Source organism: Anoxybacillus eryuanensis (genome assembly GCF_051200995.1).
Taxonomy (GTDB): domain Bacteria; phylum Bacillota; class Bacilli; order Bacillales; family Anoxybacillaceae; genus Anoxybacillus; species Anoxybacillus tengchongensis.
The window spans coordinates 1-21,711 of sequence record NZ_JBPODS010000014.1 but is presented as its reverse complement, the minus strand read 5'-3'; the positions used below and the strand labels follow the sequence as shown (position 1 = coordinate 21,711).

Genomic DNA, 21,711 nt, shown 5'->3' with positions numbered 1-21,711 from the left:
AGGGATGATCATGTCGTTGCCTCGCTTTTCGCATGTGACGTATGAACAATATTTAATGATGCGCCAAAATAGTGATGAAAGGTTAGAATACATTAATGGTGTTGTTTATATGACTCCTTCGCCTAGCATTCAGCATCAACTTGTATCGAGCAATCTTCATACGATATTTGGGAATTATTTAAAAAGAAAGACATGTAAAGTATTTGCGGCTCCAACGGATATTGAATTAGTGAGTGAGAAATGTTCTGAGCGAAAACTTGTCATTCCTGATTTAAGCATTATTTGTGATCCATCAGGATTTACAGACACAAAATATGTTGGCGTTCCAACGTTAATTGTTGAAATATTGAGCCCTTCCAATCAAGCGCATGATTTAGTAACGAAATTTAATTTATATATGGAATATGGTGTAAAAGAATATTGGATCGTTAATCCGATGAAACAAGCAGTTACCGTTTATGCATTAAATGAAGACGGGTTGTATGAGCAGGCAGATATTAAGGTGAGCATAGGGATTGTTCAATCTGTTTACTTTTCGGATTTGTTTGTTGATTTAGAAGAAATATTTCACTAACTAAACAAAAGTAGCGATAGGGAGAACCGATCGCTACTTTTTTACCTCTTCTCAATCGCGACGATAAACGGTGGATAGTTGACTTGATTCATAAATTCGTATCGAATGACATGCGCGCGTTGTTGATCGATTGCTGAGACGTATTGCAAAAGGGCATCCCGTTCGATCGCTCCTTCAGGATGACCGTGGTAAATCACGAGTACAATGACTCCTTCAGGAGCCATGATGTCGAGCAACTGTTCAATGGCAGCAATCGTTGAGTTTGGCCTTGTGACAATTTGTTTATCTCCCCCGGGCAAATAGCCGAGATTAAACATCGCTCCGGTAATGCGCCCTTTATATTCGGAGGGAATATGCACATAAAGTTCTGCGTGGCTTGCTTGCACAAGCGTGACCCGTGATTCCATATGATGTTCGCGCAATCGTTTTGTCGTGTTTTCAATCGCTTGTGCTTGAATGTCGAACCCGAACACATGTCCAGACGGTCCGACACGTTCAGCTAAGTAAAGCGTATCATGACCGTTACCAACCGTTGCATCGACGACGATATCCCCTTCTTTGACCGCTAAATCGATGAGCGAGCGCGCAAACGGTAAAATGCGCATTAGTTTCATCATCTTTCTTCCTTTCGCACATATTTTTTTCCTTGATAACTATTACGTCGCTCTAGTTCAGCATCGATGGCGTTTAACACTTCCCATTTATTGACGCTCCACATCGGACCGATCATTAAATCGATTGGACCATCTCCTGTAATGCGATGAACGATCATTTCTGGCGGTAACACTTCTAACTGATCGCAAACGAGTTGAACATACTCATCGAACGTTAAAAAGCGGAGCATTCCTTTTTCATATTGTTTTACCATTGGTGTTCCTTTTAACAAATGAAGCAAATGTATTTTAATGCCTTGTACATCCAAATGCGCCACCGTCTTTGCTGTTTCCATCATCATGTCGTACGTTTCAAGCGGCAATCCGTTAATAATATGGGTACAAACACGAATGCCGTGTTTGCGTAGCTTTTGTACCCCTTCTACATAACACGAAAAGTCGTGTGCGCGGTTGATTAAAGCAGCGGTTTGTTCATGAACAGTTTGTAAGCCAAGTTCGACCCATAAATACGTTCGCTCATTCAATTCGGCTAAATAGTCAACGACATCATCCGGCAAACAGTCAGGTCGTGTAGCGATTGATAAACCGACGACACCGTCTAAATGTAACACCGATTCGAATTTTTCACGCAAGACGTCAACGGGTGCATGCGTATTTGTGAACGCTTGAAAATAGGCGATGTATTTGCCATCTTTCCATTTCGTATGCATTTTTTCTTTAATCGTATGAAATTGTGTCACTAAATCGTCTGTTCGTCTGCCAGCAAAATCACCGGAACCCGCAGCGCTACAAAATGTGCAACCGCCATACGCGACCGTGCCGTCGCGATTTGGACAGTCAAATCCTGCATCAAGCGACACTTTAAACACTTTTTCGCCGAACGTTTGGCGTAAATGATAATTCCATGTATGGTACCGTTTATTGTCGTTTGTATATGGAAAAGGATTCATATTTATCACCTCGCATCATTTTAGCATTGTAGCACGTTTCAAGCGTGAAACTCAATGGTGCTGTGATAAATGACAAGAAAATGTACAAACTATAAAGCGATAGAGAAGAAAGGAAGGGATGCGTATGGCAACAAGACAGTCGATGGATGAATTTTTGCAGCATTGTGAAGATGTGCTTCGCTATGCGAAAGAGCAATATACGGAAGCGAGCAAGCTTGAACATTATAACGATACAGAATATGTAAAAGCCCAGCAAATGCTCGAACATGCGGTGACCGATTTGGCGCATTTTTCGTTAAGTTGTAACGCCCAACAGCGCGAACAATTACATCGCATGCGCCTGCAGCTTGAACAATTACAAAACGATATGATTTTACTTCGTCACTAGGAGGAAAACGATGAAAAAACGTTCGAAACAAAACAATCCAGAACAAAAAACGTTGCATGCGAAAGATTTTGGTGATCCGGTAAAAGAAATGAAACAAAGGAATGCAAAAAAAGGGCAAGAAGCAAAAGCAGAATATCATAATGAAACGTAATTTCCCCACTCGGAGATGCTCCGGGTGGGGAGTCACTCAGTTTTTTTTAAAATATTGTCTAGTTTTTCGGGAGTAAGAGTTGTCACACCGTAAAAAACGGGATCGATATATGTGCTTGATGTTTTTCCTGCACATTCATATTCAATTTTTGGTGTAACAATATAAAAGTGAGCTTTTTTTTCTGCCTTTTCAGCAAGAGTAAAATACATATTTATTGTTTCGTTCTGCCTTACACTCTGTTTTTCTGATTGATCGTTTATTTTTACATCTTTTGTCTGTAAATAAGTGTTTTCTACAGTTACACCCTTTATTTGAATCGTATGTTGTGAAATGTTTTTCAGCTTCGCTTGAAAAAATTGCGTATTTGGATACGTTGTCACATACTCATTTTGTGGAGTAAATATCCTTTTCTCGCCTACAGCTAACTTGATCTGACCGATCGGGAATGTCTCTTTGTATTTTTGATCAAATATGAGAGTTATTTTAGATAGTGTCGCGCTACTTACTTCTTTTAAACGTAAATTTACAGCGATATTAAATAATTGAAAGTCTTTGTATTTATCACCTTCGATAAGATCATATTGCATGTCATCGATTGCGTGTGAGATTTCGGGAAAGTCGATAGATGTCACGTTTGTTAGAGGACTATCACTAAGTAAAATGAAGTTAAGAACAAAAGGATCATCTTTTTTTGCTACATATACACCGTCCCATTTCCCGAAAACAATAAATTCTTTCGTGTGTTTTGACTGACATCCGAAAAAAAGAAAACTGACAAATATAGAGAAGATGAGAAATAATTTTTTTGTCATTTATTGTAACCACCTTTTTTATTTTAGTATATAATAACTTAAATGTAAAATTACAATAATTTTTTAATTATTTTTCATTTTTCACATCATATATCATTTGTATGATTGAGCAGCCATACTTGAATACACTTGCAACGTGGACGTAAATTTTTTAAAATAATGTGTATAATGAAATAATCGAAATGACGGTGAAAAGGAGTAGTAGTAAACAAATGGCATGCAGAGAGTTGACGGGTGGTGCGAGTCAACCGAAGTTTGTTTACGAACTCGCCTTGGAGTTGCGTGTGCGAATGAAGTAGCATGCGCCGTGAATCTGCGTTAATGATGAGAGTGAGTGCACGATTCGTGCGCTAACAAGGGTGGTACCGCGGGAGAATCCTCTCGTCCCTTTTCGGGATGGGAGGTTTTTTGTTTTTCATTTTTGTTAAAAATGGATAAAAAGGAGGTTTGTCACGTGAGTTTTAATCATCGTGAAATCGAGAAAAAATGGCAAAAGTATTGGGAAGAAAATAAAACGTTTAAAACGACAGAAGATGACGGAAAGCGAAAGTTTTATGCGCTCGACATGTTCCCATATCCATCAGGGGCAGGACTGCACGTTGGTCACCCAGAAGGATATACAGCAACGGACATTTTAGCGCGCATGAAGCGCATGCAAGGATATAACGTGTTGCATCCGATGGGGTGGGATGCGTTCGGATTGCCAGCCGAGCAATATGCGCTTGATACAGGGAATGACCCAGCTGAATTTACAGAAAAAAATATTAACAACTTCCGCCGTCAAATTAAATCGCTCGGTTTTTCATATGACTGGGATCGAGAAGTGAATACAACTGATCCGAACTATTACAAATGGACACAATGGATTTTCTTAAAATTATATGAAAAAGGATTAGCGTATATGGATGAAGTGCCGGTCAACTGGTGCCCAGCGCTAGGAACGGTATTAGCGAATGAAGAAGTGATCGATGGAAAAAGCGAGCGTGGCGGTCACCCGGTCATTCGTAAGCCGATGAAACAATGGATGCTTCGCATTACCGCATATGCCGATCGTTTGCTTGAAGATTTAGAGGAACTAGACTGGCCTGAAAGCATAAAAGAAATGCAACGCAACTGGATTGGCCGTTCAGAAGGAGCAAATATTCATTTTCAAGTCGATGGACACGATGAAACGTTTACGGTGTTTACAACGCGTCCAGATACGTTATTTGGCGCAACTTATGCGGTGCTTGCCCCTGAACATCCGCTCGTTGAAAAAATTACAACACCTGAGCAAAAAGAAGTAGTTGAAGCTTATTTAAAACAAATTCAAAGCAAAAGCGATCTTGAGCGCACCGATTTAGCGAAAGAAAAAACAGGTGTATTTACGGGTGCGTATGCAATCAACCCAGCCAATGGAGAAAAATTGCCGATTTGGATCGCCGATTACGTGCTAATGAGCTACGGTACAGGCGCGATTATGGCAGTGCCGGCGCATGATGAGCGCGATTATGAATTTGCGAAAAAATTCAATTTGCCGATTAAACAAGTCGTTGCCGGTGGCGACATTTCAAAAGAAGCGTACACAGGTGATGGGGAACATATTAACTCTGATTTCCTAAACGGTTTAAATAAAGAAGAAGCGATGAAAAAAATGATTGAATGGTTGGAAGCCAACGGAAAAGGTGAGAAAAAAGTATCGTATCGCCTTCGCGATTGGTTATTCAGCCGCCAACGTTATTGGGGTGAACCGATTCCAATTATTCATTGGGAAGACGGAACGATGACACCAGTGCCAGAAGAAGAGTTGCCGCTTGTATTGCCGAAGACAGATGAAATTAAACCGTCAGGCACAGGAGAGTCTCCACTAGCAAACATTGAAGAATGGGTGAATGTTGTTGACCCGAAAACAGGCAAAAAAGGTCGCCGTGAAACGAATACGATGCCACAGTGGGCAGGAAGCTGCTGGTATTATTTACGTTACATCGATCCGCATAACGATAAACAACTAGCAGACCCTAAAAAACTAGAAAAATGGCTACCTGTTGACATTTATATTGGTGGGGCAGAACATGCCGTATTACACTTACTATACGCGCGTTTTTGGCATAAGTTTTTATACGATATTGGTGTTGTACCAACAAAAGAACCGTTCCAAAAACTATTTAACCAAGGGATGATTCTTGGAGAAAATAATGAGAAAATGAGCAAATCAAAAGGAAATGTCGTCAATCCAGACGATATTGTTGAAAGTCATGGCGCTGACACGTTGCGTTTGTACGAGATGTTTATGGGTCCTTTAGAAGCATCGATTGCATGGTCGACAAAAGGACTTGACGGTGCACGTCGCTTTTTAGATCGCGTATGGCGTCTGTTCGTTGAAGAAAACGGCGAATTAAATCCAAAAATCGTTGATAACCCAGAAACAGATACGCTTGAGCGTGTATATCACCAAACGGTGAAAAAAGTAACCGAAGATTACGAAGCGCTTCGCTTCAATACAGCGATTTCGCAATTAATGGTGTTTATTAATGAAGCATATAAAGCGCCTGTATTGCCAAAAGTGTATATGGAAGGATTTGTAAAGCTATTGTCGCCAGTTTGCCCACATATTGCTGAAGAGCTATGGGAAAAGCTTGGACATAACAATACGATCGCATATGAAGCTTGGCCAGCATACGATGAAGCGAAATTAGTTGAAGATGAAATTGAAATCGTCATTCAAATAAACGGAAAAGTGCGTGCGAAACTACACGTTCCTGCTGATGCAACAAAAGAACAGCTCGAGCAATTGGCGATGGGAGACGAAAAAATTAAAGAACAAATCGAAGGAAAAACGGTGCGTAAAGTGATCGCTGTCCCAGGAAAACTAGTGAACATTGTCGCAAATTAATTACAAACAAGCCTCTCACATATGCGGTGAGAGGCTTTCAATAAGAGAAAGGAAGAGATGGATGAAAGAAATGACAGCAGTACAGCTAAAACAAATGATACAAGCAGGTGAGCATGTTCACGTCATTGATGTACGCGAAGATGAAGAAGTCGCCTTCGGAATGATTCCATCAGCGATACATATAAAAATGGGGGATATTCCAGAAAGAATGAACGAGCTAGACAAAAATGAAACGTATATCATTATTTGTCGTTCTGGTGTTCGTAGTGAGCATGTGTGTCGTTATTTAGAGGCGCATGGGTATGATGTTTGTAACGTCATTGATGGCATGCTTGGCTGGGATGGAGAACTTGTATAATGGAAGAAGCCAATAAGATCGCTTGATCGACGATCTTATTGGTTTGCATAAATGGCAGCATGCATGCCGGCAAGCCGACCGGTCACAAGGGCAGCGGTAATATTATAGCCGCCCGTATAACCATGAATGTCTAAAATTTCTCCGCAAAAATAAAGACCTTTCATCAGTTTAGATGCCATTTCTTTTGGATGAACTTCTTTGACGGATACTCCTCCACCTGTGACGAACGCTTTTTCAAGTGGCAACGTGCCATGTACAGAAAAAGAAAATTTTTTAAATAAGGCAACAAACGCCCTCACTTTGTCATGGCTTAACGTGCTTGCAACCGTATGTGGATCAATGGTTGCTTGCTCGAGTAAAAACAATACATATCGCTCTGGAAGAGAAATCGTCGCTTTAACAATGGTTTTTATTGTTTTTTTCGGCTCTTCTTTCATGGCGCGCACAATACGTTGAAATAATGTCTCTTCTTTTTCATCTGGCAACGCATCAATCACCATGGTCACAGAAGATTGTTTTTTTAACTGTTTCACAACAAATTGGCTACATCGTAAGGCAGCAGGTCCTGAAATACCGAAATGCGTAAAAATCATATCCATCCGATGTGTGACGGTTGGTTTTCCTTTTTCGTTGAATACGCTTAATGCAACATTACGCAATGATAGTCCTTGTAACGTTCGCTTTTGAATAAATGGTTCATGTGAAATAATCGGCACTTCCGTTGGAAATAGCTCTGTAATTGTATGTCCCGCTTTTTCTGCCCATGCGTAGCCGTCACCTGTTGAACCGGTATGTGGTACAGATTTGCCACCAACGGCAACGACAACCGCTTTTGCTCGAATCATCTCCCCTGTTTGCAGTGTCACCCCATATACGGATCCATCTTTATATTCAATGTCTTTCACAGGGGTATGAACGCGAATGTCGACGTGCAATCGTTTTAACTCGTGAAGAAGGGCTTGTACGACAGATTGTGCACTATCGCTCACCGGGAACATACGACCATGGTCTTCTTCTTTTAACGGAACACCGAGCCGTTCAAAAAAATGAATAATATCTTCATTATTAAACAACGAAAATGCACCATATAAGAAACGACCGTTCCCTGGAATATGTTGAATGAGTTCATCGATCGGTTTTCGGTTCGTCACATTGCAACGCCCACCGCCTGAAATCGCTAACTTTCGTCCGAGTTTGTCCCCTTTATCAATAAGGAGGACACGTCCACCTTGTTCTCCGGCGGCGATGGCTGCCATCAGTCCTGACGGCCCTCCACCGATGACTACGACATCATACATCATCACTTTCACGTCCTTTCTGTTATGATTATAATGATTTTATGGAAAAGAAAAAAGTGTGCTAAAATAGGTGGAGCAATGAATCCGTTAAGGAAGGGATAATATGTCATCATCAAAGTTGTTAAGAGGCACATTTATTTTAACCGGGGGCGTGTTTTTATCGCGTATATTAGGGCTTATATACGTCTTCCCATTTTATCAGCTGGTTGGAAAACAAGGAGGAGCCCTTTATTCGTATGGATATGTTCCATATACGTTGTTTATTAGTATTGCAACGATGGGTGTGCCGCTTGCAGTATCCAAGTTTGTGTCAAAATACAATGCGCTTGGGGAATATGCGATTGGACGAAAATTGTTTCGGTCAGGGATAACGTTAATGGCAATCACTGGTTTTCTCGCATGGCTCATTTTATATATGAGTGCGCCGCTGTTAGCCCCATTTGTCGTAAATGATGATGGTCACGGCAACTCGATTGCCGATGTCACCTCTGTCATTCGTGCGGTCAGTTTTGCTTTATTGCTTGTGCCGATGATGAGCTTAATTCGAGGGTTTTTCCAAGGGCATGAGTCGATGGGACCGACGGCGCTTTCGCAAGTTGTTGAACAACTTGTTCGCATCATCTTTTTGCTTGCGGGTAGTTATATCGTTTTACGTATTTTCGACGGTTCACTTGTGACTGCCATTCAAGTGGCAACGTTCGCAGCATTTATCGGTGCAGTTGGTGGACTAGCTGTTTTATTTATATACTGGTTTAAGCGAAAATCGTTTTTAGATGAAATATTAAAGCAAGATCGTGGCACGATCCATATGTCGTTAAAAGATATGTATAAAGAGCTGATCGCCTATGCAGCTCCATTTGCTTTTGTTGGGTTAGCGATGCCGCTATATCAGCTTATTGATCAATTTACATTTAACAAAGCGATGGCGAGCATCGGGCTTGGTTCGATTTCTGAAGACGCATACGGCATTTTTAATGTATGGGCACAAAAGTTAGTTATCATTCCGGTGACATTAGCGACGTCGTTTAGTTTAACGCTTATTCCGACGATTACGAAGGCGTACGTGCAAGGGGAAAGCAAGCGGTTACGAAAGTATTTAAACGATACGTTTCAAGTTGTTATGTTTATTACGATGCCTGCAGTCATTGGTATGGCGCTTTTATCTGAATACGTATACGCAGCTTTTTATAGCTATGATCCACTAGGAACAGAAGTGTTACGAGCATATGCGCCAACGGCCATTTTCTTTGCTTTATTTTCTGTGACGGCAGCTATTTTGCAAGGAATTAATAAACAAAAGTTTACTGTAATCAGTTTAACAATCGGACTTTTGTTTAAATTATTTTTTAACTATATACTTATCGTCTCGTTTGAAACGATGGGAGCCATTTTAGCGACGACAATCGGATATGCATTGTCAGTTGGATTAAACTTATGGGTTATTCAACGTTACACAAATTATCGTTATCATTTTGTCGCCAAGCGTATATTGTTTATGGGGATTTTGACGACGATCATGTGCGCAGTCGTTTGGCCGATTGTAAAACTTATGGATCGTGTCCTGCATTACAATGGGAGCATGATCCAATCCGTGATCATTGTTGCATTTGGTGGACTCATTGGAGCGGCTGTTTATTTTTATTTAAGTGAACGGTCAAACTTGCTATATGCTTTATTTGGCAACCGTTTTTCATTTTTTAGAAAAAAAGAAAAGAAGGCTGTGTCATAGCCTTCTTCTTTCTATTAGAAGTCGCTGCTAAATGGAAATCCGAGTTGACGCTCAACGCGTTGGAGACGTCGATTTAAATTGTTAATTTGTTGTTGTTGGCGCTCTGTTATGCGCTCAAGGCGATCGACGCGGCGTTCGAGGGAACCGCTTGGAAAATTTGGTGTGCCCGGAAATCCTGGTGTACCCGGAAATCCACTAGGGAATCCTGGTGTGAACGGAGAGCCCCCGTAATAAGGCATGCCCGGCATTTGTTGCTGTTGTTGGCGTTCATCCATTTGGAAAACTCCTTTCGCTTTAATTGTTACGTAGGTAGTATATGTGACAGTAGACATCGGTGTATGGACGAACGCCTAAAAATGAAAAACATTTGGAGGGATTGTAGTGCTACGAATTGATAAATTATTAGCTAACATGGGATATGGAACGAGAAAAGAAGTAAAAAAGCTGTTGAAAGCAGGCGTAGTTAAAGTCGATGGAACGATCGTTAAAGATGCAAAAATACATGTCGATCCAAAAGCGCAGGTTGTTACTGTATGGGAAGAAGAAGTGGAGTATAAACCGTTTATTTACTTAATGATGAACAAGCCAAAAGGAGTCATTTCAGCGACGGAAGATGCGGTGGAAGAAACGGTTGTTGATTTGTTAGAAGAGGAAGATCGGATTTTTGATCCATTCCCGGTCGGACGACTTGACAAAGATACGGAAGGGTTATTGTTGTTAACAAACGATGGACAACTTGCTCATCAGTTGTTGTCACCAAAAAAACATGTCCCGAAAACGTATGAAGCGATTATTGATGGGGAAGTCACGGAAGCGGATGTTGCTGCATTTCAGCGCGGTGTTGTGCTTGATGATGGATATGAAACAAAACCGGCAGAGCTTGTGATCATCCGTTCCGGTTTGCGCTCGGATGTTCAGGTTACGATTACAGAAGGGAAGTTTCATCAAATTAAACGAATGTTTCAAGCGATCGGTAAACGTGTTGTTTATTTAAAACGTATTCAAATGGGACCCATACCGCTTGATGAAACGTTAGAACCGGGAGAGTACCGCGAATTGACAGATGAAGAAATTGCTTTATTAAAGGGAGAGGACAAAAAATAGGAACCTGCATCGCTCAGGTTCCGTCTATATACATTTCATTATGACGACATCTTCACTCTTTTTTTAGTTGTTGTCCATTTACCTTTGCTAGGGCTGTGAATTAAGTCGTTGTATGCTAACACGTTTAAATCCCGCTGAATCGTTCGTGGAGTAATACCAAATTCGTCCACGAGCTCTTGCGTTGTCACTGTTCCTCTCTCATTAATGAACATGTAGACGGACTTAATACGGGTTAGCATGCGATCGGTAGATGGTTTCAAATGATCACTCCCTATCGTCACATCATTCGCATGGTACAACAAAGATGAAAAACTAGATGTCTCACTATTTATTTTACACGAAAGCATAAGAAAAATGCTATAAATTTGCTGAATTTTACACAATATTTACACAATTAATACCATATTTTTCTTAAGGAAAGGTGAAAGTGACGATGAATATGAACTGGATGGAAGAAGTAAAAAAGCGAGAAAAAGCCCTTTTGCAAGATTTACAAACATTTTTGCGCATTCCAAGCGTACGTAATGAACAAACAGCGACGAAAGAAGCTCCGCTAGGAAAAGAAGTGTATGAAGCGCTTTGTTACATGCTAAAACGCGGGGAAGAAGAAGGATTTGTTGTGAAAAATGTAGACGGATTAGCCGGACACATTGAAATGGGTGATGGAGAAGAGATTGTTGGGATTTTATGTCATGTTGATGTTGTTCCCGCTGGTGACGGTTGGACGTTTGATCCGTTTGGGGCAACGATCGTCGATGGGAAAATTTATGCACGTGGTGCTTTAGATGATAAAGGTCCGACGATTGCCGCATTTTATGCGATGAAAATTGTGAAAGAGCTAGGGCTCCCACTATCTAAGCGTGTACGCATGATTATTGGAACAGATGAGGAAAGCGATTGGCAATGTGTCGAACGATATTTTCAAACGGAGTCCATGCCGACGCTTGGCTTTGCGCCAGATGCTGACTTTCCGATTATTTACGCTGAAAAAGGGATTGCCGACTTTGATCTTATTCAACAGCCAATGAATAAGCAAGCACATGATTGTGTTCTTCTTTCGTTTCAAGCTGGCCGTCGATACAATATGGTTCCAGATTTTGCGGAAGCTATTTTGCAAAACGGAAACGACATAAAAGATCGTTTTCTCGCATTTTTACGTTCGCATACGCTTGAAGGTGAGGCATATGTAGATGGCGACACGGTGAAGCTATATCTTCAAGGTGTTTCTGCTCACGGCATGGAACCGAACAACGGAGTAAATGCAGGGCTATGGCTTACAAAATTTTTGGTGAATGAAGCACTTGATTCGCAAGCAGCCGAGTTCGTCCGTTTTGTTTCCCAATATTTTCACGGAGATACACGCGGACAGCAATTAGGGGTTGCGCATACAAATGAGGAACTAGGTGATTTGACGATTAATGTCGGTGTTCTTTCATATACAAGTGAACACGGGGGAAAGATCGGCATTAATTTGCGCTATCCTGTGACGAGCAACATTACACGTACGAAAGAGGCGATCGAGCGAGCAGCAAACCGTCATCACTTTACGTTAACAAACTTTTCTCATTCTTCACCACATTATGTCGCGAAAGATCATCCGCTCGTACAAACATTGCAACGTGTTTACGAAGAACAGACGGGCGAACGGGCATCGTTGCTTGCGATTGGCGGTGGGACATATGCGCGTTCTTTACAAGCGGGGGTGGCGTTTGGCCCGCTATTTCCGAATCGTCCAGATGTGGCACACCAAAAAGATGAGTACATGTTTATTGATGATTTGGTTAAAGCAACAGCTATTTACGCTCAAGCTATTTATGAGTTAGCAAAATGACAATTTCCAAAAATATGTTATAATGAAAAGTGCCGTCGCTCATGACGGTACTTTTCGTCATTTTATATCGATATGGGGGATTTTTCGTGTATACACGTATTTTTCGCATGTTTTACTTTTTGCAATTTTTTAGTTTCGGTTCGCTTTTTCCGCTATTATCTGTGTACTTAAAAGATGAAGTCGGATTGTCGGGAACGGAAATCGGGATGATTATGTCGATTAGCCCGATCGTTATGATTTTCATCCAGCCAATTTGGGGAATGATAAGCGATTATACGCGCAAACCAGTTCAAGTGTTAATCGTATCTTTATTAGGTACGGCTTTTTTTGGCTTTATGTATTCGCTCGTTCATTCTTATGTATGGTTGCTTGTGATTGCCGCATTACTTGCAGTTATGCAAAGTGGTATTGTTCCACTATCTGACAGTATTACGCTTCATTATGTGCAAAAAGCGAATGAACGGTATGGTTCGATTCGTTTATGGGGAGCACTTGGATTTGCTGCTGCTGTTCCGATTGCAGGACAAGTCGCTCAGTTATTCCATCTTCGTTTTATTTTTTACATTTTCTTTGCTTTGCTCATTATTTCGAGTGTACTAGCATGGAAGTTGCCAAGAGAGCAGTCAAGTGCAAAAGTGAACATTCGAGAAGGAATGAAAGCATTGATTCGTATTCCTAGGTTTCTTTTATTTTTGTTGACGACATTTCTCGTTTTCGGTCCGATTTATGCTAATAATTTTTATTTCGGTATTTTGATTACTGATTTAGGTGGAACGCTTGCAGGCGTAGGACTTGCCTTTTTATTAGCCGCAGGAAGTGAAGCACCATTTATGAAATTTGCTGACGGCGTCGTCCGAAAGTTTGGAATGATGAGCGTGTTATTAGTTGCGACAACTTTGTCTTGTGCTCGGTGGACATTTTACTTTTTTGAACCACCACTAGCTATTGTATATGCAACGACAATTGTACAAGGGGCGTCTGTCGGTTTGTTTATTCCAGCTGCTCTCCAATATGTTCGTGACATTACTCCCGCACACGTGCGTACGACGGCTGTATCGCTTTATGCCACGGTTGGAAATGGGCTTGGGAGTTGGTTTTGTACGTTTGTAGGGGGGTATATTTTAGAGCATTGGACGATCGAGCACGTATATTTATTTTTTGGATTGTTGACATTTGGAGGAATGGTCATTTTTGCTTGGCAGTCAAAAAAGACATTGCATAAAGTATCGGAAATTTGATAAAATTTAGAAAATTAAAAGGTGGGACATAAATGCACTATTTTTTGGCAGTTCCTGTACCGAGCGAAGTAAAAAAGCGGCTACATCATTTTATGTCTCAATGGAAAGCGCCATTTCGTTTGTTCGTTCATGAGGAAGATTATCACATCACACTTGCGTTTTTAGGGAGGGTAACGGAAGAAGAGCGAAAACAAATTGCAGAACGTATGCCAAAAACGGTTCGAAAACATAAGGCATTTTCGTTGCAACTGAGTGAAGTTTATTCGTTTGGCTCGCGTATTTTATGGTATGGCGTAAAAGAAGAGCCTCGTTTGTTTTCCCTTCGTCAAGATGTGTATGACGTTTGCAAAAAGATTGGTTTTTCTCTTGATGCACGACCATTTACACCGCATATTACGCTCGCTAAAAAATGGAACGGCTCGTTTCCATTCTCACTTGAAACATATCCACGAAAAATGGAAGGAGAAGATGTTCAATTTTTTGTGCATGACGTTGTGTTATATGAGACACATGTAAATGAAACACCGAAATATAAGCCACTTATGCGCTTTCCTCTTTCATAATTGGACAAAAGGGGGAGAAGAGATGGGGATTGCGATCATTCAAATTGGGGTATTGTATACATTGTATGTTGTCGGTTCATTTATTCAGCAACTGTTACACATTCCTATTCCAGGAAGTATGATAGGGATGTTATTTCTATTTTTATTGTTAATGAGCGGAATAGTGAAGGAAGAGTGGATCTCTCGTGGTGCCAACATGCTTTTGTCTCATTTAACACTGTTGTTTATCCCGGCGACTGTTGGTGTTATGGATTATGTTGAACTTTTCTCAGGGAAAGGGATATGGTCCATTTTCGTTGTCATCGTGAGCACGATGATCGTCATGTTGTTTGTTGGTTTCATTGGTCAATGGGCACAAACACGTGAACAAAAGCGAGTGCGTGAGGTGAAAAGGGCATGATTGGCGCTAGTATGCTTTTGTGGACAATTGTTGTGTATATGGCGATGCGCAAATTGTATGCGCGCTTTTATTTTCCATTGCTTGTGCCCATTGCAACGAGCACAGTCGTTATTATTATCACATTATCGCTTTTTCATCTATCGTACGAACAATATATGGATGGAGGAAAATGGCTTGTTCATTTGCTAGGTCCAGCAGTTGTCGCGCTAGCTTTACCGCTCTACCAACATCGTTATACTCTAAAACAGTTTTTATGGCCGTTATTATGTAGCACATTTTTCGGGGCGATCATTGGGATGGGAAGTGGCTTATTATTAGCACGTCTTTTTCATTTACCTGAACAAGTTGTTCGCTCCATTATTCCGAAATCAGTCACTTCACCCGTTGCAATGGATATTGCAGCGCTCATTGGCGGCATACCAACGCTTGCCGCTGTATATGTCATGGTTGCAGGAATTTTTGGCGCAATGTTTGGACCAACGATTTTTCAACGCTTACGCCTCACCACAGCTTTAGGGATCGGAAGCGGACTTGGAGCGGCTTCACATGGCATTGGTACTGCAAAAGCACTTGAAATGGGTAAAAAAGAAGCAGCGATTAGCTCGGTAGCAATGACGTTAAGTGCGATTTTTGCTTCTCTTCTTTGCCCGTTGTTACTTTTGTTGTAGAATGAAAGTAACAATAGATTGCTGGGGGTTAAGGCGTGGGACAGCTGATTAAGCTTCAAGATTATATTTCGCGCTACGAGCTAGATATTTATCATTATCCAAGCGAGTTCATTCGCTTAAAAAAGAAGCAATGGGAACGAATGAAGCATGCATGGGAGACGGGGCAACTTGCTTTAAGGGTAGAACCACATTCATATGAATCATGGAAATGGCTTGAGGAAGAGACGTCTCTTTTTGATAAAATTAAGCAAATATGGACAAGAAAAAAAGTAAAAGATGTGACAGACGAAAATGAACAATCGGAAGAAGAGGAAGACTTTATGTTTTCCATTACGTCCGAACCGAAAACGCTTGAAGAATTAAAGATATTATTTTTAGAAAAGCTGTTTCAACTGCAAATTCGTTGGGCAAGTTCAACGTTAACGGAAGAATCCATTATTGATCCGAAATATTATTATGATGTATATTTGAAATATTTTTTGCAACGTTTTCCTGATACGTACTTATGTATGTATAAACCTGTGTTTTTATTGAAAAAAGCTCCTGTCGAGCTAAATACGATTTTAATTAGCCCAACGACAACGTGGTGCATTGCGTTTACGGAAGAACGAAAAAATAACATTATCGTTGGTTCAGCTGAACGTTTTTGGACGGAGATTTTTGATGATGTGGAGCGAAAAATCGTCAACCCGATGATTTCGCTTCACCGAACAGAAAAAGTTGTTCAAACGATTTATAAACAATTTTCCGTCGATATGCCGATTAAAAAAGTGTTGATAAATCGAGAAGGATATATTGATTATCGTTACGCACCGAGCGATCTTGACATTATCGATCGCCGTCATTATGATGCATGGTTTATGTCACTCAGACAGTTGACCATGCCGCTGAAGCATATGCAACTGAAGGCAGCACAATCATTGTTGACGTATTGTGATACACGCTATTACGATCCGCTCGTCATTGAAGAAGTTGAAGAGGCTGATGAGTAGAGCTCAGCCTCTTTTATAGCGGATTTGGGCTCGGTTTGCCGATATAGTAGCCTTGGGCAAACGGAATGCCAATTTCTCTACAGTAGTCTAATTCTTCTTTTCGTTCAATTCCTTCAGCAAGTACGTGAATGCCAAGCGCCTGCGCAATTCGAGTTACTTCTTTTAAAAACGCTTGTTTCTCTTTTTCTTGGTCGCAATTTTGAATGTAGTGGCGATCAATTTTTACATAATCAGGTTGTAATAGCGTAAGCATATCGATTGTTGAAAAGCCGGCACCGACGTCGTCTAAGGCTACTTTCATTCCTGATCGTTTATATGTGGCAAATACGTTCTTTAAATGGTCAACATCAATGATTTTTTCGGTCTCGACAACTTCAAATACAAGATCTTCAGGTGCTACTTCATATTGTTCGACGATGGAAAATGTATGACGAAGACAAAATTCGGGATTGTAAATTGTTGATGGTAAAAAGTTAATGAAACTTTTTATCCCTTTTTTTATTTTTGTACGTGCTCGAATCGCTTCTTCGCGTGCTCGTCGATCTAAAAATGTATGCAAACCTGTTTGTTGTGCGACAGAAAAAAGCTGTTTAGGCGAAAAGCGTTGTGAGCGCAGTAAACACTCATAGCCGAAAACGTCTCCTGTTTTTGTATGAATAATCGGTTGTAAATAACTTGTGAGCGGTCCGTTTGTTATGCATTGGACAACATCTTCATGCTTAATTCGAATGCTTAACTCATGAATTGGAACGAACGCCCCTGGTGAATCGGGATTCTTGCATAACGCAACTAATGATTTTTCTTTCGGATCGATTGTTTCTAAATATGTCGCTAATTGTTGCAATGAATCATACGAATAACATAAATACTTTTTTTGCTCTTCCTGCATAATAAGTAAGTAGCCAGATTGTAAAATTGGAAATGGAACGCTACATGAGATGCATGAATGCATCATTTCTCCCTCCCTTATCTCGCTCTATTTTACAACAAAAATGATTCACTTCAAAAGTGGAAGTTGGTGACCGATAATGATGACAAAACAACACCCGTTTGAAGCCTATTTAGATGAGTTGACGTTAATTACCATTTTGCTACCGAACGATGTTGTTCACGAACGCGCACCAATATTTTTTTTATGCGATGAGGAACAAACGGCATACCGTTTAACAGTTCGTTCAAGCGAGAAACAGCAACCATTTACAAAATATGAGTGTTCCGTCCCTTTTATTGTTCCATTAGGGAAACGATATGTCGTTTATACGGAAGAAGGATGGCAAGCCCCTTTACAAGTAGGAGCAGTGATGCGAACAAAAGCGTTTGACGATTTATATGCATATGACGGAAATGATCTCGGTGCAACATACAAACCGGAAAAAACGACGTTTAAAGTGTGGGCTCCGACGGCAACAACGGTGTTATTAAAGCTTATTCATCCAAAGACGAAAGAAGAAACGACTTATGTAATGGTGCGAGAACAAAAAGGGATATGGACATATACATTGTATGAAGATATGGAGCATTTTTTGTATACGTATAAGACATACATCAATTTTGTTTGGCGTGAAGCCGTTGATCCTTATGCGAAAGCCGTTTCGGTGAACGGCGCATATGGTGTTGTTGTTGATCTGACAAAGACAAACATGCCAAAGCCAGACATGCCTCCGTTTATTTCCATGACAGATGCGATCATTTATGAAATGCATGTGCGCGATTTTACGATTCATCCAAGAAGTGGAGTAAAACAAAAAGGGAAGTACATGGGTTTAACGGAACGGGGAACAATAGGTCCTAATAAAACACTAACAGGTCTTTCTTATATTAAACAGCTCGGTGTTACGCATGTTCAACTCATGCCAGTACAAGATTTTGAGGGAGTTAATGAGCTCGAGCCACTTGAATACAACTGGGGATACAATACGGTACATTACAATGCTCCAGAAGGAAGTTATGCAACTGATCCGATTGATCCATATGTGCGTATCATGGAGCTAAAACAGGCAATTCGAGCATTTCAGCAAGAAGGTATTCGCGTCATTTTAGACGTTGTATATAATCATGTATATATTCGTGAAACATCATCGTTTGAACATCTCGTCCCGGGCTATTATTTTCGATATGAATCAAACGGTTATCCGTCAAACGGAACAGGGGTCGGAAATGATTTAGCATCTGAGAGAAAAATGGTACGAAAATTTATCATTGATTCAGTGACATATTGGCTAAGTGAATACGGCGTCGATGGATTTCGTTTCGATTTAATGGGCATTTTAGATATCGATACAATGAATGACGTTCGTCGTGCCATCGATGCAATTGATCCGACCGTTCTTGTTCTTGGTGAAGGTTGGGAGTTAGCTACTCCGTTACCTCAAGAAAAAAAGACAACGATTGCGAACGCAAAACATACGCCACGCATCGCTTACTTTAATGATCGATTTCGTGACTATGTTAAAGGTAGCACATTCCAAGTATACGATCGAGGATTTGCGTTAGGGGATTGCTCATATAAAGAAGCAGTAATGGAAGTTATTCTGGGAAGCATTCATCTATTTTTTTCGCCAAGGCAAAGTGTCAATTACGTCGAATGTCACGATAATCATACATTATGGGATAAAATGATGATTGCGAATTCGCATGAGAGTGAATATATTCGTCGCAAACGTCAGAAGCTAGCTACAGCTATCGTTTTATTATCGCAAGGTATCCCTTTTTTGCACAGCGGTCAAGAGTTTTATCGAACAAAACAAGGAATTGAAAATAGCTATAACGCTCCTGATGAAGTGAATCGAATCGATTGGGAGCGGAAAAGTGAATGGGAAGAAGATATTCGAGAGATAATGGCCCTCATTGCGCTTCGTAAAAAACATGGCGCGTTTCGTTTTTTTACTGCCGATCAAGTTCGGCGTCACATAAAATTTTATGATACACATCCATCTGTTATTGCTTATCAACTAGTTGACGTTGGTGCATATGGTTCATGGGAGCAAATTGTTGTTGTTCATCATAATGAGGAGAAAAAAACGACATTGCCTCTTTTTGAAGGAAAATGGGAAATTATATTTAGCTCGAATGGAGAAGATATAGGAAAAATAAGTGAATGGTACATTGAAATAAATGGAATTGGCACGTGGGTATTAATTGAATGTTGACGGGGAAACGATGAGAAAGATAAAATCTAGTAAGATGACAATTGCAATTTTTATTTTGACTAAGTCGAAAGGTGAGCTCACTTGGAACAGTTACTAGGTAAGGAGTGGGAAATTTCCCCGGCAGGTGGTGCGACAGGGGATGCATATATTGCGGAGCACGATGGGAAGAAGTTGTTTTTGAAACGCAACTCTTCTCCATTTTTAGCTGTTTTATCGGCAGAAGGAATCGTTCCAAAATTAGTATGGACGAAACGAATGGAAAATGGAGATGTCATTACCGCTCAACAATTTTTGCAAGCGCGTGAATTAAAGCCGCATGATATGACTAGCAAACAAGTTGCCCAATTACTTCGGAAAATTCATCGCTCGAAAGAGTTGCTGGGGATGATGGAGCGTCTCGGCAAAAAGCCTTTGGTACCTCATCGTTTGCTAGAGGAAGTCAAGAAGAATGAACATGTTGAGTTAAATGCGCACGCGACTGTTCGGGACGCATTTGCATTTTTAGAGCGACACGTAGATGATGTGTATTGTACGGATTATGTCGTTTGCCATTGTGATATGAATCATAATAATTGGCTGTTAACAGAAGATAATCAACTATATTTAATTGACTGGGATAGCGCAATGATCGCGGATCCTGCGATTGATATCGGAATGTTATTATATGCTTACATTCCAAGAGAACAGTGGGTGAGTTGGTTGGAGGAATATGGTATGGAGTTCGATGAACAACTGCAGTTACGTATGAAATGGTATACTGTTGCCCAGACGATTGGGTTGCTTGCATGGCATAAAGACCGAAATAATGAAAAGGAAATGCAACGACTGTTGCATTTCCTTGAACATGTACTACGTTAACTGATCCATCCAATCAGCTAGTTGCTGTTCGTGTTGATTGATATGTGAAGAAAGATCGGCTGAATTTTTGCCGTTTTGACTGTACGTGTAAATATGAGACAATGTTTGCTTCAGTTCAGAATGGACAGCATCGTTCGCCATCAACGATTTGGCGAGTCGCTCAATTTGTTCACATTCTGCTACCGTTCCTAAACGATCGAGTTGATGTTCCGATAAAATATCTTTTAATACAGTTAATTGATGCTCATGATTAATGGCCATGTTCATCCCCCTATTCGCTTATTAATATGGCCATTTTTATCTTTTTATATGCAAAGAAACGGAGGATGAGACGTGCGTTTAAGAAATAAGCCTTGGGCGAAAGAAAAAATTGCAGCATATCCACAATACATTATCCAGCAACCCGAACAATACAAAGGGCGCTGGCGTGAATTGTTTTCAAACGATCATCCGATCCATATCGAAATTGGTACAGGCAAAGGTCGCTTTATTACGGAAATGGCAAAAACGAACCCGAATATTAACTACATCGGAATTGAATTGTATGAGAGCGTCATCGTATGTGCGCTTGACAAGTTAATTGAAAATGATTTACCAAATTTGCGCTTATTAAATGTTAATGCAAAAGATTTAACAAATATTTTTGCTAAAGGAGAGGTTGAACGTATTTATTTGAACTTCTCTGATCCGTGGCCAAAAAAGCGACATGAAAAACGTCGCCTAACGTATCGCTCGTTTTTAGAGCTATACGAAAACATTTTAGTTGATGAGGGAGAAATTCATTTTAAAACGGATAACCGTGGATTGTTTGAATATTCTCTGGTCAGCTTCTCGCAATATGGTTTAATTCTTCAATATGTCAGCCTTGATCTTCATCGAAGTAATTTTGAAGGAAATGTCATGACAGAATATGAACAAAAATTTTCAGAAAAAGGGAACCCGATTTACCGTTGTGAAGTAAAGTATCGAAAACCTATGCCATAATTAGGTATAGGTTTTTTTCTTTTCTGAATATTTTTGTAATGTTAAAATGAGTAAGGAAAGAGGACAAGGGGGAGAGATAATGGTGTAAATTAGCACACTATTTCAGAACTACTTTTTCAAATTATTTTGGATGAAAATCGGAAATACCGTGCAAAATGTTTGCGAATTTTCTCCGATT

At 40.4% G+C, this 21,711-nt stretch carries 24 protein-coding genes and 1 other annotated feature; of the genes, 16 read left to right on the top strand and 8 right to left on the bottom strand.

Features of this window, described 5'->3' with window-relative positions; translation table 11 throughout:
* Positions 1-10 precede the first annotated feature (10 nt).
* The gene (locus HNQ84_RS12170; RefSeq protein WP_032100441.1) at positions 11-574 is read left to right on the top strand and encodes a Uma2 family endonuclease; all 564 of its coding nucleotides are present in this window, start codon (positions 11-13) and stop codon (positions 572-574) included.
* A gap of 41 nt (positions 575-615) precedes the next feature.
* Here the strand turns inward: HNQ84_RS12170 and mnmM are convergent, their stop codons facing one another.
* Positions 616-1,188, bottom strand: a complete 573-nt coding sequence (gene mnmM, locus HNQ84_RS12165) for a tRNA 5-(aminomethyl)-2-thiouridylate-methyltransferase MnmM (RefSeq protein ID WP_032100440.1) — start codon at positions 1,186-1,188, stop codon at positions 616-618.
* Positions 1,188-2,138, bottom strand: coding sequence for a tRNA modification radical SAM protein MnmL/YtqA (gene mnmL, locus HNQ84_RS12160; RefSeq protein ID WP_435622273.1), 951 nt, complete (start codon positions 2,136-2,138; stop codon positions 1,188-1,190). Before mnmL ends, mnmM begins: the two co-directional genes overlap by 1 nt.
* Positions 2,139-2,262: 124 nt before the next feature.
* Between mnmL and HNQ84_RS12155 the strand changes: the two genes are divergently transcribed.
* Positions 2,263-2,526, top strand: a complete 264-nt coding sequence (locus tag HNQ84_RS12155; protein WP_003397789.1) for a YtzC family protein — start codon at positions 2,263-2,265, stop codon at positions 2,524-2,526.
* Between the two features lie 10 nt (positions 2,527-2,536).
* Entirely contained in the window at positions 2,537-2,677 is a 141-nt protein-coding gene (locus HNQ84_RS12150) for a hypothetical protein (RefSeq protein ID WP_435622272.1), read from the top strand.
* 32 nt (positions 2,678-2,709) lie between these two features.
* Here HNQ84_RS12150 and HNQ84_RS12145 read toward each other — a convergent pair whose 3' ends face one another.
* Positions 2,710-3,489, bottom strand: coding sequence for a hypothetical protein (locus HNQ84_RS12145; RefSeq protein ID WP_435622271.1), 780 nt, complete (start codon positions 3,487-3,489; stop codon positions 2,710-2,712).
* A 179-nt stretch (positions 3,490-3,668) separates the two neighbouring features.
* Positions 3,669-3,881, top strand: a binding site (T-box leader).
* Between the two features lie 62 nt (positions 3,882-3,943).
* Here HNQ84_RS12145 and leuS point away from each other — a divergent pair.
* Both leuS and HNQ84_RS12135 read left to right on the top strand, forming a co-directional pair.
* Positions 3,944-6,361 carry a leucine--tRNA ligase gene (gene leuS / locus HNQ84_RS12140; RefSeq protein ID WP_435622270.1) on the top strand — a complete coding sequence of 806 codons (2,418 nt, stop codon included), beginning with the start codon at positions 3,944-3,946 and terminating at the stop codon, positions 6,359-6,361.
* A gap of 61 nt (positions 6,362-6,422) precedes the next feature.
* On the top strand, positions 6,423-6,719 hold the full coding sequence (locus HNQ84_RS12135; protein ID WP_435622269.1) for a rhodanese-like domain-containing protein: 297 nt from the start codon (positions 6,423-6,425) through the stop codon (positions 6,717-6,719).
* 35 nt (positions 6,720-6,754) lie between these two features.
* Here HNQ84_RS12135 and HNQ84_RS12130 read toward each other — a convergent pair whose 3' ends face one another.
* A complete protein-coding gene (locus HNQ84_RS12130) occupies positions 6,755-8,020 on the bottom strand; it encodes a BaiN/RdsA family NAD(P)/FAD-dependent oxidoreductase (RefSeq protein ID WP_435622268.1) in 1,266 nt (421 codons plus the stop codon).
* Positions 8,021-8,120: 100 nt separating this feature from the next.
* On the opposite strand from HNQ84_RS12130, the gene HNQ84_RS12125 reads away from it, so the two are divergent.
* A complete protein-coding gene (locus tag HNQ84_RS12125) occupies positions 8,121-9,746 on the top strand; it encodes a putative polysaccharide biosynthesis protein (protein WP_435622267.1) in 1,626 nt (541 codons plus the stop codon).
* A 14-nt stretch (positions 9,747-9,760) separates the two neighbouring features.
* Here the strand turns inward: HNQ84_RS12125 and HNQ84_RS12120 are convergent, their stop codons facing one another.
* Positions 9,761-10,021 carry a hypothetical protein gene (locus tag HNQ84_RS12120; protein ID WP_082180290.1) on the bottom strand — a complete coding sequence of 87 codons (261 nt, stop codon included), beginning with the start codon at positions 10,019-10,021 and terminating at the stop codon, positions 9,761-9,763.
* 106 nt (positions 10,022-10,127) lie between these two features.
* On the opposite strand from HNQ84_RS12120, the gene HNQ84_RS12115 reads away from it, so the two are divergent.
* Positions 10,128-10,850 carry a pseudouridine synthase gene (locus HNQ84_RS12115; RefSeq protein WP_080730263.1) on the top strand — a complete coding sequence of 241 codons (723 nt, stop codon included), beginning with the start codon at positions 10,128-10,130 and terminating at the stop codon, positions 10,848-10,850.
* Between the two features lie 38 nt (positions 10,851-10,888).
* On the opposite strand, the gene HNQ84_RS12110 is transcribed toward HNQ84_RS12115, so the two are convergent.
* Entirely contained in the window at positions 10,889-11,110 is a 222-nt protein-coding gene (locus HNQ84_RS12110) for a DeoR family transcriptional regulator (protein WP_012574138.1), read from the bottom strand.
* Between the two features lie 173 nt (positions 11,111-11,283).
* Between HNQ84_RS12110 and pepV the strand changes: the two genes are divergently transcribed.
* The 6 genes from pepV (at position 11,284) to HNQ84_RS12080 (ending at position 16,542) form a co-directional block, all read left to right on the top strand.
* Positions 11,284-12,681 carry a dipeptidase PepV gene (gene pepV / locus HNQ84_RS12105; protein WP_435622266.1) on the top strand — a complete coding sequence of 466 codons (1,398 nt, stop codon included), beginning with the start codon at positions 11,284-11,286 and terminating at the stop codon, positions 12,679-12,681.
* Positions 12,682-12,767: 86 nt separating this feature from the next.
* Entirely contained in the window at positions 12,768-13,919 is a 1,152-nt protein-coding gene (locus HNQ84_RS12100) for an MFS transporter (RefSeq protein ID WP_435622265.1), read from the top strand.
* Positions 13,920-13,951: 32 nt separating this feature from the next.
* Complete coding sequence (gene thpR, locus HNQ84_RS12095; RefSeq protein ID WP_435622264.1) at positions 13,952-14,482, top strand: RNA 2',3'-cyclic phosphodiesterase; 531 nt, start codon at positions 13,952-13,954, stop codon at positions 14,480-14,482.
* Positions 14,483-14,504: 22 nt separating this feature from the next.
* On the top strand, positions 14,505-14,882 hold the full coding sequence (locus HNQ84_RS12090; RefSeq protein ID WP_435622263.1) for a CidA/LrgA family protein: 378 nt from the start codon (positions 14,505-14,507) through the stop codon (positions 14,880-14,882).
* Complete coding sequence (locus HNQ84_RS12085) at positions 14,879-15,550, top strand: LrgB family protein (RefSeq protein WP_435622262.1); 672 nt, start codon at positions 14,879-14,881, stop codon at positions 15,548-15,550. Before HNQ84_RS12090 ends, HNQ84_RS12085 begins: the two co-directional genes overlap by 4 nt.
* Positions 15,551-15,585: 35 nt before the next feature.
* A complete protein-coding gene (locus HNQ84_RS12080) occupies positions 15,586-16,542 on the top strand; it encodes an NERD domain-containing protein (protein ID WP_435622261.1) in 957 nt (318 codons plus the stop codon).
* A 13-nt stretch (positions 16,543-16,555) separates the two neighbouring features.
* On the opposite strand, the gene HNQ84_RS12075 is transcribed toward HNQ84_RS12080, so the two are convergent.
* Entirely contained in the window at positions 16,556-17,494 is a 939-nt protein-coding gene (locus HNQ84_RS12075; RefSeq protein ID WP_435622260.1) for an EAL domain-containing protein, read from the bottom strand.
* A gap of 76 nt (positions 17,495-17,570) precedes the next feature.
* Here HNQ84_RS12075 and pulA point away from each other — a divergent pair, with 76 nt between their 5' ends.
* Together pulA and HNQ84_RS12065 are read left to right on the top strand one after the other, a co-directional pair.
* The gene (pulA, locus tag HNQ84_RS12070; protein WP_435622259.1) at positions 17,571-19,691 is read left to right on the top strand and encodes a type I pullulanase; all 2,121 of its coding nucleotides are present in this window, start codon (positions 17,571-17,573) and stop codon (positions 19,689-19,691) included.
* Positions 19,692-19,772: 81 nt separating this feature from the next.
* Entirely contained in the window at positions 19,773-20,549 is a 777-nt protein-coding gene (locus HNQ84_RS12065) for a phosphotransferase family protein (RefSeq protein WP_183241940.1), read from the top strand.
* Here the strand turns inward: HNQ84_RS12065 and HNQ84_RS12060 are convergent.
* A complete protein-coding gene (locus HNQ84_RS12060) occupies positions 20,541-20,810 on the bottom strand; it encodes a YtzH-like family protein (protein WP_435622258.1) in 270 nt (89 codons plus the stop codon). The genes HNQ84_RS12065 and HNQ84_RS12060 overlap by 9 nt on opposite strands.
* A 72-nt stretch (positions 20,811-20,882) precedes the next feature.
* On the opposite strand from HNQ84_RS12060, the gene trmB reads away from it, so the two are divergent.
* Entirely contained in the window at positions 20,883-21,533 is a 651-nt protein-coding gene (gene trmB, locus HNQ84_RS12055) for a tRNA (guanosine(46)-N7)-methyltransferase TrmB (RefSeq protein WP_435622257.1), read from the top strand.
* Positions 21,534-21,711 lie beyond the last annotated feature (178 nt).

Excerpts from the sequence above, each read along its gene's own strand:
- pepV (WP_435622266.1), top strand. The coding sequence starts at position 11,284 with ATGAATATGAACTGGATGGAAGAAGTAAAAAAGCGAGAAAAAGCCCTT.
- HNQ84_RS12060 (WP_435622258.1), bottom strand. The coding sequence starts at position 20,810 with ATGGCCATTAATCATGAGCATCAATTAACTGTATTAAAAGATATTTTA.
- HNQ84_RS12090 (WP_435622263.1), top strand. The coding sequence starts at position 14,505 with ATGGGGATTGCGATCATTCAAATTGGGGTATTGTATACATTGTATGTT.
- HNQ84_RS12135 (WP_435622269.1), top strand. The coding sequence starts at position 6,423 with ATGAAAGAAATGACAGCAGTACAGCTAAAACAAATGATACAAGCAGGT.
- HNQ84_RS12130 (WP_435622268.1), bottom strand. The coding sequence starts at position 8,020 with ATGATGTATGATGTCGTAGTCATCGGTGGAGGGCCGTCAGGACTGATG.
- mnmM (WP_032100440.1), bottom strand. The coding sequence starts at position 1,188 with ATGAAACTAATGCGCATTTTACCGTTTGCGCGCTCGCTCATCGATTTA.
- HNQ84_RS12145 (WP_435622271.1), bottom strand. The coding sequence starts at position 3,489 with ATGACAAAAAAATTATTTCTCATCTTCTCTATATTTGTCAGTTTTCTT.
- HNQ84_RS12120 (WP_082180290.1), bottom strand. The coding sequence starts at position 10,021 with ATGGATGAACGCCAACAACAGCAACAAATGCCGGGCATGCCTTATTAC.
- HNQ84_RS12170 (WP_032100441.1), top strand. The coding sequence starts at position 11 with ATGTCGTTGCCTCGCTTTTCGCATGTGACGTATGAACAATATTTAATG.
- pulA (WP_435622259.1), top strand. The coding sequence starts at position 17,571 with ATGATGACAAAACAACACCCGTTTGAAGCCTATTTAGATGAGTTGACG.
- HNQ84_RS12155 (WP_003397789.1), top strand. The coding sequence starts at position 2,263 with ATGGCAACAAGACAGTCGATGGATGAATTTTTGCAGCATTGTGAAGAT.
- thpR (WP_435622264.1), top strand. The coding sequence starts at position 13,952 with ATGCACTATTTTTTGGCAGTTCCTGTACCGAGCGAAGTAAAAAAGCGG.
- mnmL (WP_435622273.1), bottom strand. The coding sequence starts at position 2,138 with ATGAATCCTTTTCCATATACAAACGACAATAAACGGTACCATACATGG.
- HNQ84_RS12075 (WP_435622260.1), bottom strand. The coding sequence starts at position 17,494 with ATGCATTCATGCATCTCATGTAGCGTTCCATTTCCAATTTTACAATCT.
- HNQ84_RS12150 (WP_435622272.1), top strand. The coding sequence starts at position 2,537 with ATGAAAAAACGTTCGAAACAAAACAATCCAGAACAAAAAACGTTGCAT.
- HNQ84_RS12125 (WP_435622267.1), top strand. The coding sequence starts at position 8,121 with ATGTCATCATCAAAGTTGTTAAGAGGCACATTTATTTTAACCGGGGGC.
- HNQ84_RS12085 (WP_435622262.1), top strand. The coding sequence starts at position 14,879 with ATGATTGGCGCTAGTATGCTTTTGTGGACAATTGTTGTGTATATGGCG.